The organism is Pelagibius sp. (genome assembly GCF_028289705.1).
Taxonomy (GTDB): domain Bacteria; phylum Pseudomonadota; class Alphaproteobacteria; order Kiloniellales; family Kiloniellaceae; genus Pelagibius.
On the sequence record NZ_JANQOI010000185.1, the window covers coordinates 35,116 to 43,939 of the forward strand.

The window sequence follows — 8,824 nt, forward strand, 5'->3', positions numbered from 1 at the left end:
CACCCCCTCCCGGCCACCCAATGCGATTATCCTGGTGGGTGGCCGGGAGGGGGTGCGGGCTGGAACCGCTTCGACGCAAGTCGAAAACGCCTTTGACTAACAAAAGTGTCGGGGAAGTCGCTGGGCCTGTCAAAGCGCGAATCCGCCGGAAACGTCATTCCAGGCCTTGACATCGAGCCTATCCAAACGTAAATGATAATCATTCTCAATTAGAATTATTCTAAGGAAGAGGGCCGATGCGCCGGGACTTCGCAAAAACCATCTCCTTCGCCGTCCTGCACTTTGCGGTCGGCTTCGGTGTGACCTACGCGCTCACCGGCTCGGCGGTGATCGCCACCGGGGTGGCGCTGATCGAGCCAGCGGTGAATACAGTGGTATTCTTCTTCCACGAGCGCGCCTGGCGCAGAATGGACCGGCGCGACGCCGGTCCGGCCGCCGCTCTGGCAACGGCAGCAAGGGCCGCTTGACCCGGGGCCGGCCCGGCGGCCGGCCGGGCAGTCGCGTGCTGGCTAGCGCAGGCTGGAGAGATTTGCGATCAGCGCCTTGTGAGACTGCTGGATCTGCTCGGCGATCTTGTGGGCCATGTCCTGGTCATGGCTGCAGCAGTTGCGCGCCGCTTCGCCGCTGCGTGCCGCGGTCTCCTTCATCGCATCCGCCATCGCCTGCTCGATGACCTTAGCCAAGGCCGCGCGCTGGTCTTCGGAGAGGTCCGCGCCCAAGGCCTCGCCGGCCTGTTGCACCGCCGCCTCCGATCGGTCTTTCAGATTCATCCCCGACTCCTCGCTCCCGTCCCGCTGAGAGCCCGGTTCGGCTCTCCCTCGGTACGAAACTTGTGCCATATCGCGCCGGGAAAGGCGAACGCTTCATCGGCTCCCATCTCTGGCAGAAGCGCGCTCACATAACCGCGCCGATCTGCCAGGGAATGAACTCGGCGTCGCCGAAGCCCAGGGCCTCGGACTTGGAGGGATGGCCGCTGGCGACGGCGAGGATCTTGTCGAAGATCTCCTGGCCGACCTCGGCGACGGACTTCTCGCCGTCGACGATGCCGCCGCAGTTAATGTCCATATCCTCCGCCATGCGCCGGTACATGGCGCTGTTGGTGGCCAGCTTGATGGAGGGGGAGGGCTTGAAGCCGAAGACCGAGCCGCGGCCCGTGGTGAAGCAGACCACGTTGGCGCCGGCGGCCACCTGGCCGGTGACCGAGCAGGGGTCGTAGCCCGGACTGTCCATGAAGCAGAAGCCCTTGGCCGCCACCTCTTCGGCGTACTTGTAGACTCCCATCAGGTTCGTGGTGCCGCCTTTGGCGGCCGCCCCCAGCGACTTCTCCAGGATGGTGGTCAGCCCACCGGCCTTGTTGCCGGGAGAGGGGTTGTTGTTCATCTCCCCGCCGTTGCGCTTGGTGTAGTCCTCCCACCAGCGGATGCGGTCGATGAGTTTTTCGCCGACTTCGCGGCTGATGGCGCGGCGGGTCAGCAGGTGCTCGGCGCCGTAGATCTCCGGCGTCTCACTGAGGATTGCGGTACCGCCGTTGCGCACCAGCAAGTCCGCCGCGGCGCCCAGCGCCGGGTTGGCGGTGATCCCCGAGTAGCCGTCCGAGCCGCCGCACTGCAGGGCGAGGGTCAGTTCGCTGGCCGGAACGGTCTCGCGGCGGGCGGCATTGGCCGCCGGCAGCATGGCGGTGATGCGCTCGATGGCCGCATCGACGGTGCGGCGGGTGCCGCCGGTCTCCTGAATCGTCAGGGTCTGAAAGCGCTCGCCCGGCTGCAGGCCATAGGCATCGAGCAGGAAGGGGATCTGGTTGACCTCGCAGCCGAGACCGACCATCAGCACGCCGGCGAAGTTCGGATGGCGGGCATAGCCCCAGAGGGTGCGCTGCAGCGCCTCGTAGCCGTCGCCGCTGTCGGCCATGCCACAGCCGGTGGAATGAACAAAGGCCGCGACCCCGTCGACATTGGGGTAGTCGTTCAGGATGCCGGTCTTGTTGAAGGCCTCGGCGATGTAGCGGGCGACCGTGGCCGAGCAGTTCACCGAGGTGAGGATGCCGATGTAGTTGCGCGTACCGGCGCGGCCGCCGGGGCGACGGAAACCCTGGAAGCTCGCCCGCGCGTCCTCGGTAACGAAGTCGGTCGGCTTGGCGCCTTCGCAGTAAGCATAGTCGCGCTCGAAGTCCCCCATGCCGCAGTTGTGGACATGGACGTGATCACCGGCGGCGATGGCCCTGGTGGCAAAGCCGATGACCTGGTCGTACTTCACCACCGGCGCGCCCTGGGCGATGGCGCGGGTCGCCAGCTTGTGGCCGGTGGGGATCACCGTGGTCGTAGTGACCCCCTCCTGCGGCACCGGGGTCGCCTCCAGGATTTCGGCCCGGCTCACCACCACGTTGTCGTTGGGGCTCAGGCGGACGGTCAGGCTGGCCTCGCCGCCGTCGCTACCGGTCGTTCCGCGTTGCTCGAGTTTCGTGGCGGTCATGGTCTGTGTCCTTGCACCTTGCTCCGACCGAGCCTGTGCCGCTCGGCTCTGTTTGTTGACTCATTGTGCCACGGCGCGCTGTCCGCGCCGCCGCTCTTCTTCGTCCACCTCCCCGGCGAACTCCGCTTCGGAGACCCGCAGCAGGTCGTCGGTCGCGCGCCGCAGATGGGCATCCATGGCGCGGCGCGCCAGATCGGGCGCGCGCTGGCGCAGCGCCTCGATGATCTGCAGGTGCTCGTCCAGGGAGGCCGCGCGGACCTGCACCGCGCGCACCCGCTGATGAAGTCTTGCCCACATGGGCGAGGTCTCGCGCAACTCCCAGAGGAGCTCCACCATTTTGATCAGCGCGTTGTTGCGGGTCGCCCGGGCGACGGCGATGTGAAAGCCGCGGTCGCCGTCCTCGCTGACAAATCCCTCATCGTGCTCGCGTGCCATGAGCGCCAGGCTGGCCTCCAGGGCTTCGATATCGCTGTCCTGGATGAGCTGCGCCGCCAGAAAGGCGATTTCACATTCCACAAGGCGCCGCGCCTCCATCAGCTCGAAGGGTCCAAGCCCGAGTTCGTCGCCCTTTGAGCGCATCGGCTGCGGGGCGCGGTCGGCCACCACGAAGATTCCTGCACCGACCCGCACCTCCACGAGGCCGGACAGCTCCAGCGCGATCATCGCCTCGCGCACGGTAGCCCGGCTGACGCCAAGCTGGCGCGCCAGGTCGCGCTCCGCCGGCAGGCGCTGCCCAAGCGGGAACTCGCCCTTGGCGATGAGGTCCGCCAACTGCTCGAAGACCTGCTGGAACAGCCGCTTGGTCTGAATCATCTCGACCGGCATGCGGTCATCGTCCTTTCTCCACCGCACAGAGGGGGTAAGGGAAATCCCGAAAGGTCAAGATATCAGGTGGTCAGGCCAATCTAAAGCGAAATAGGGCGTTCCGGATGAATCCCAAGAACTACCACGAGTTCCGCCTGCCGCAGGGTCCGCCGACCACAATTCCCGATAGCAGATCCGGCCCGGCACCACCGACCGAATTTGACACAGGTGCCGCTACTTCACGTTAACGTCATATGGTTGGCGTAATCTCGGAATTCATTAAGTGTATGACGGTAGAGTTGGCCCACGAGGCGCGGGGCCACGGCCGGTCGAGGGGAAGTCTCAGATACCGGCCGTGCATCCCGTTGCCAAGGTCGGGCGACCGCCGGTTGGGACGGCAATGGGTCGGGCATGCCTTGAACCGCACGTTTTTGCGAAGACAAGAGCAGGGTGATGGGACATGACTTTGGAAAAGGCGCATACAGGCGGCCAGCAGCGTCCTTGGGACAAGAGCTACCCGCCGGGACTTGATTGGGACAGCGAGGTCTTACAGGAACCGCTGTTCCGGGCCTTCGACCGGGCGGTGGCCGGCTATGGCGAGCGCCCCTGCCTGGACTTCCTCGGCAAGCGCTACAGCTATGCCGAGGTCAGCGTCCTGGTGGACCGGGCGGCCCGGGGCTTTCAGGACCTGGGGGTCCGCAAGGGCTCCCGCGTGGCGCTCTTCCTGCCCAATACGCCCTACTATGTGATCAGCTACTTCGCCCTGATGAAGCTGGGCGCCATTGTGGTCAACGTGAACCCCCTCTATGCCGAGGAAGAGGTCATCGGGTTGATCGAGGACTCCGGCGCCGAGGTGGCGGTCACCCTGGACCTCAAGCTGCTGCTGCCGAAGCTGGTGACGGCCTTCGAGCGCACCGCGCTGAAGACGGTGGTGGTCTGCGCCATGGGCGAGATCCTGCGCTTCCCCAGCCGCCAGCTCTTCGCCATCGCCAAGCGCGGCGACCTGGCCAAGGTGCCGAAGGGCGAGGCCTACCTGCGCTTTTCCGAGATGATCGACAACGACGGCAGCTTCACGCCCGCGGAGGTCGGCATCGACGACGTGGCGGTGCTGCAGTACACCGGCGGCACCACCGGCGTGCCCAAGGGCGCCATGCTGACCCACGGCAGCATCTCCGCCAACACCAGCCAGGTCTGGAACTGGTTCATCGGCGCGGAGATGGGTAAGGAACGGATGATGGCCGTGCTGCCGCTGTTCCACGTCTTTGCCATGACGGTGATCATGCACATGAGCATCCGCGGTGCGGCGGAGATCATCCTGCTGCCGCGCTTCGAGATCACGCTGTTGCTGAAGACCATCGCCCGCACCCGGCCGACCTGTTTCCCCGGCGTGCCCACGCTTTACAACGCGGTCCTCCACTACCCGAAGCTGGAGCGCTACGACCTCTCCTGCGTCAAGTACTGCCTGTCCGGCGGCGCCTCCCTGCCGCAGGAGGTGCGCGAGGGCTTCGAGAGCATCACCGGCTGCAAGGTGCTCGAGGGCTACGGCCTCAGCGAGGCCTCGCCGGTGGTCACCTGCAATCCGGTGCTCGGCAACCCGAAGGACGGCTCCACCGGCTTGCCCATGCCGGGCACCACGGTGGAGATCCGCTCCCTCGACGACCCGGACAAGGTCATGCCTCTGGGCGAGAAGGGGGAGATCTGCGTGCGCGGGCCGCAGGTGATGGCCGGCTACTGGCAGCGCCCCAAGGAAACCGCCGAGACGCTGCGCGGCGGCGTGGTCCACACCGGCGATGTCGGATACATGGACGAAGACGGCTTCACCTTCCTCATCGACCGCCTGAAGGAGGTCATCATCTCCGGCGGCTACAACGTCTATCCGCGCCACATCGAAGAGGCGATCTACCGCCATCCGGCGGTCGCCGAGGTCACGGTGATCGGTGTGGCCGACGACTATCGCGGCGAGGTTCCGAAGGCCTTCATCCGCCTGAAGGACGGCGAGAACCTGGAGACCGAAGCCCTGAAGGAGTTCCTGAAGGACAAACTCTCCCCCATGGAGACGCCGCGCCAGGTTGAGTTCCGCGACGAGCTGCCGAAGACCATCATCGGCAAGCTGTCGAAGAAGGAGCTGATCGCCGAGGAAAGGGCCAAGGCGACAGAGGGGGCGCCGCGTAAAGAGGAAACAATGACCAGCGACGCTGCGCCAACATGACCAAGCTTTATTCCGTAACCGAGCTGGCGGCGGAGCTGAAGGTGACGCCGCGCGCGCTGCGCTTCTACGAGGACAAGGGCCTCATCGCCCCGCAGCGCGCCGGCAAGACCCGCGTCTATACGCACCGCGACCGCGGCCGCATGATCCTGATCCTGCGCGGCAAGCGCCTGGGTTTTTCGCTGCGCGAGATCGCCGAGTGGCTGGACCTCTACGATCAGGACCCCGAACAGGTCGAACAGATGCGCCTGACGCTGGCCAGGACACGTCAGCGCATCGAGACCCTTGAGGCGCAGTACAGGGACCTGACGGAAACCCTGCAGGAACTGCGCGAGATCGAATCAGCCGTCGAGGATTTTCTGAAATCGAAGGGGGCCGAAGTCGAAGCGGCCGAGTAGTCGCCGAGAGCCGCGAGAGCACCCCGGATTGAGCCCAATGCCGACCCAAACGCCGACCCAAATGCCGAAAGGTCCGAGTGATGCATAAGAACGTCGTGATCGCGGGTTACGCCCGCTCCCCCTTCCACTTCGCCAACAAGGGCGACCTGGTGAAAGTCCGTCCCGACGAGATGGCCGCCCAGGTGGTGCGCGGCCTTCTCGGCAAGACCGGCGTCGATCCCAACGACATCGAGGACCTGATCGTCGGCTGCGCCTTTCCCGAGGGCGAGCAGGGGCTGAACGTGGCCCGGCTCATCGCTTTCCTGGCGGACCTGCCGATCTCGGTGGCGGGCACCACGGTGAACCGCTTCTGCGGCTCCTCCATGCAGTCGATCCACATGGCCGCGGGCAACATTCAGATGGACGCGGGCGAAGCCTTCATCTGCGCCGGCATCGAGTCCATGAGCCGCATTCCCATGGCCGGTTTCAATCCGCTGCTCCATCCGGGCCTCGCCGAGCGCTTCCCCCAGGCCTACATCTCCATGGGCGAGACGGCGGAGAACGTCGCCCAGAAGCACCAGATCACGCGGGCGCGCCAGGAAGAATTTGCAGTCGACAGTCACCGCAAGGCGGCGGCGGCCCAGGCCGACGGCAAGCTGCAGGCGGAGATCGTGGCGATCCAGGCCGACGGCGCCAGCGTCGAGGCCGACGGCTGCATCCGCGCCGACACCTCGGCCGAGGCCCTGGCCGATCTGAAGCCCGCCTTCGCCCTCGACGGCAGCGTCACCGCCGGCACCTCCTCGCCGCTGACCGACGGGGCCTCTGCGGTGCTGGTCACCTCCGAGGATTATGCCAAGGCCCATGGGCTGGAGCCGCTGGCCAAGGTCAGGTCGATTGCCGTTGCCGGCTGCGATCCGGAGGTCATGGGCATCGGCCCCGTCGCGGCCAGCCGCAAGGCGCTGGAGCGCGCGGGCGTGTCCGTCGGCGATCTCGACATCATCGAACTGAACGAGGCCTTCGCCGCCCAGGCGCTGGCCTGCGCCGACGAACTGGGCCTCGACCTCGACAAGACCAACGTCGACGGCGGCGCCATCGCCCTCGGCCATCCCCTGGGCGCCACCGGCGCGCGCATCACCGGCAAGGCCGCGCAGCTCCTGAAGCGCGACGGCAAGAGCCTGGCGCTCTCGACCCAGTGCATCGGCGGCGGCCAGGGCATCGCCACGGTGCTGGAGGCCGCCTGATGACCATCGCATCCGCTGCCGTCATCGGCGCCGGCGTCATGGGCGCGGGGATCGCCGCCCATCTCGCCAACGCGGGCGTTCCGGTCCTGTTGCTGGACGTCGTGCCCAAGGAGGGCGACAACCGCAACGCCCTGGCCGAAGGCGCCATCACCAAGATGCTGAAGGCCGACCCGGCGCCCTTCATGTCCAAGCGTCTGGCCAGGCTGGTGACCCCCGGCAATGTCGAGGACGATATCGACAAGCTGTCCCAGGTCGACTGGATCGTCGAGGCGGTGATCGAGGACCCGAAGATCAAGCGGGCGCTCTATGAACGCCTGGAAGCGGTGCGCAAGGACGGCTCCATCGTCTCCTCCAACACCTCGACCCTGCCGCTGTCGCTTTTGACCAAGGACATGCCGGCGCGCTTTGCCGGCGACTTCCTGATCACCCACTTCTTCAATCCGCCGCGCTACATGCCCCTGCTGGAGCTGGTGGTGGGGCCGGATACCCGGCCCGAGGTGCCGCAGACGCTGGGCGCCTTCGCCGACCAGCAGCTCGGCAAGGGCGTGGTGATGTGCAACGACACCCCCGGCTTCGTGGCCAACCGCATCGGCACCTTCTGGCTGCAGTGCGCGGTGGTGGAGACCCTCAACCGCGGCCTCACCATCGAAGAGGCCGATGCCATCATGGGCCGACCTCTCGGCATCCCCAAGACCGGCGTCTTCGCCCTGCTGGACCTCGTCGGCCTGGATCTCATGCCCAAGGTCGACGCTTCGCTGGCGGCGACGCTGGCCAAGGACGACGCCTACCAGGGCCTGCGCCGACCCTTCCCGCTACTGGAGCAGATGATCGCGGAGGGCTACACCGGCCGCAAAGGCAAGGGCGGCTTCTACCGCCTGAACAAGGCCAACGGCGCGCGGGTGAAAGAGGCCATCGACCTCAACACCGGCGACTACGCGCCGGCCGCCAAGGCCTCCCTTGCCAGTGTCTCTGCCGCCCGGCGCGGCGGCGCCAAGGCGCTGGTGGCGCACGACGACAAGGGCGGCCTCTTCGCCTGGGCGGTGATGTCCCAGACCCTGGGCTACGCCGCTGCGCTGGTGCCGGAGATCGCCGGCGACATCCTCGCCGTCGATCGCGCCATGCGCATGGGCTACAACTGGAAATTCGGCCCCTTCGAACTGCTCGATAAGCTGGGCGCCGCCGACTTCGCCGAGCGCCTGAAGGCCGAGGGCCGGGAGGTGCCGCCGCTGTTGGAAAAGGCCGCAGGGGCCGAAGGCTTCTACCGCGTACAGGACGGCCGCCTGCAGTATCTGACAGTGGATGGCTCTTATGCAGACGTCGAACGCGGCGAGGGCGTGCTGCTGCTCTCCGACGTGAAGCTGCGCAGCGAGCCCCTGGCGAAGAACGGCTCCGCCTCCCTCTGGGACATCGGCGACGGCGTGGTCTGCCTGGAGATCCACACCAAGCTCAACACCATCGATCCGGAGGTCTTCAAAATCATCGGCAAGGCGCTGCAGATCGTGCCCAAGGACTACAAGGCGCTGGTGGTCTACAACGAGGGCAGCCATTTCTCCGCCGGCGCCAACCTGGGCCTGGCCATGTTCGCTGCCAACGTCGGCGCCTGGCCGATGATCGAGGACATGGTGGCCCAGGGCCAGAAGACCTACACCGCGCTGAAGCGTGCGCCCTTCCCGGTGGTCTCCGCCCCCTCCGGCCTCGCGCTGGGCGGCGGCTGCGAGATCCTGCTG

8 protein-coding genes are annotated in these 8,824 nt (G+C 66.5%); 5 read left to right on the forward strand and 3 right to left on the reverse strand.

Translation table 11 applies throughout. From position 1 onward, the window contains the following. Nucleotides 1–236 precede the first annotated feature (236 nt). Nucleotides 237–467 carry a DUF2061 domain-containing protein gene (locus tag Q0996_RS23950; protein ID WP_299626182.1) on the forward strand — a complete coding sequence of 77 codons (231 nt, stop codon included), beginning with the start codon at nucleotides 237–239 and terminating at the stop codon, nucleotides 465–467. 42 nt (nucleotides 468–509) lie between these two features. Here the strand turns inward: Q0996_RS23950 and Q0996_RS23955 are convergent, their stop codons facing one another. The 3 genes from Q0996_RS23955 to Q0996_RS23965 all read right to left on the reverse strand — a co-directional run bounded on the left by Q0996_RS23955 (nucleotide 510) and on the right by Q0996_RS23965 (nucleotide 3,294). Next, entirely contained in the window at nucleotides 510–770 is a 261-nt protein-coding gene (locus Q0996_RS23955; protein ID WP_299626184.1) for a hypothetical protein, read from the reverse strand. Nucleotides 771–894: 124 nt separating this feature from the next. After that, nucleotides 895–2,469, reverse strand: coding sequence for a UxaA family hydrolase (locus tag Q0996_RS23960; protein ID WP_299626186.1), 1,575 nt, complete (start codon nucleotides 2,467–2,469; stop codon nucleotides 895–897). Between the two features lie 60 nt (nucleotides 2,470–2,529). Continuing rightward, a complete protein-coding gene (locus Q0996_RS23965; RefSeq protein ID WP_299626189.1) occupies nucleotides 2,530–3,294 on the reverse strand; it encodes a FadR/GntR family transcriptional regulator in 765 nt (254 codons plus the stop codon). 439 nt (nucleotides 3,295–3,733) lie between these two features. Between Q0996_RS23965 and Q0996_RS23970 the strand changes: the two genes are divergently transcribed. The 4 genes from Q0996_RS23970 to Q0996_RS23985 all read left to right on the forward strand — a co-directional run. Then, complete coding sequence (locus tag Q0996_RS23970; protein WP_299626192.1) at nucleotides 3,734–5,482, forward strand: long-chain fatty acid--CoA ligase; 1,749 nt, start codon at nucleotides 3,734–3,736, stop codon at nucleotides 5,480–5,482. Next, on the forward strand, nucleotides 5,479–5,877 hold the full coding sequence (locus Q0996_RS23975; RefSeq protein ID WP_299626195.1) for a MerR family DNA-binding transcriptional regulator: 399 nt from the start codon (nucleotides 5,479–5,481) through the stop codon (nucleotides 5,875–5,877). Before Q0996_RS23970 ends, Q0996_RS23975 begins: the two co-directional genes overlap by 4 nt. A gap of 80 nt (nucleotides 5,878–5,957) precedes the next feature. After that, complete coding sequence (locus Q0996_RS23980) at nucleotides 5,958–7,097, forward strand: thiolase family protein (RefSeq protein WP_299626198.1); 1,140 nt, start codon at nucleotides 5,958–5,960, stop codon at nucleotides 7,095–7,097. Further along, the coding region (locus Q0996_RS23985) for a 3-hydroxyacyl-CoA dehydrogenase/enoyl-CoA hydratase family protein (RefSeq protein WP_299626201.1) at nucleotides 7,097–8,824 on the forward strand (1,728 nt) is incomplete at its 3' end. The genes Q0996_RS23980 and Q0996_RS23985, both read left to right, overlap by 1 nt.

Bases quoted from the DNA above. Each gene is read 5' to 3' on its own strand.
- Q0996_RS23980 (WP_299626198.1), top strand. From the start codon at position 5,958: ATGCATAAGAACGTCGTGATCGCGGGTTACGCCCGCTCCCCCTTCCAC.
- Q0996_RS23955 (WP_299626184.1), bottom strand. From the start codon at position 770: ATGAATCTGAAAGACCGATCGGAGGCGGCGGTGCAACAGGCCGGCGAG.
- Q0996_RS23970 (WP_299626192.1), top strand. From the start codon at position 3,734: ATGACTTTGGAAAAGGCGCATACAGGCGGCCAGCAGCGTCCTTGGGAC.
- Q0996_RS23950 (WP_299626182.1), top strand. From the start codon at position 237: ATGCGCCGGGACTTCGCAAAAACCATCTCCTTCGCCGTCCTGCACTTT.
- Q0996_RS23960 (WP_299626186.1), bottom strand. From the start codon at position 2,469: ATGACCGCCACGAAACTCGAGCAACGCGGAACGACCGGTAGCGACGGC.
- Q0996_RS23965 (WP_299626189.1), bottom strand. From the start codon at position 3,294: ATGCCGGTCGAGATGATTCAGACCAAGCGGCTGTTCCAGCAGGTCTTC.
- Q0996_RS23975 (WP_299626195.1), top strand. From the start codon at position 5,479: ATGACCAAGCTTTATTCCGTAACCGAGCTGGCGGCGGAGCTGAAGGTG.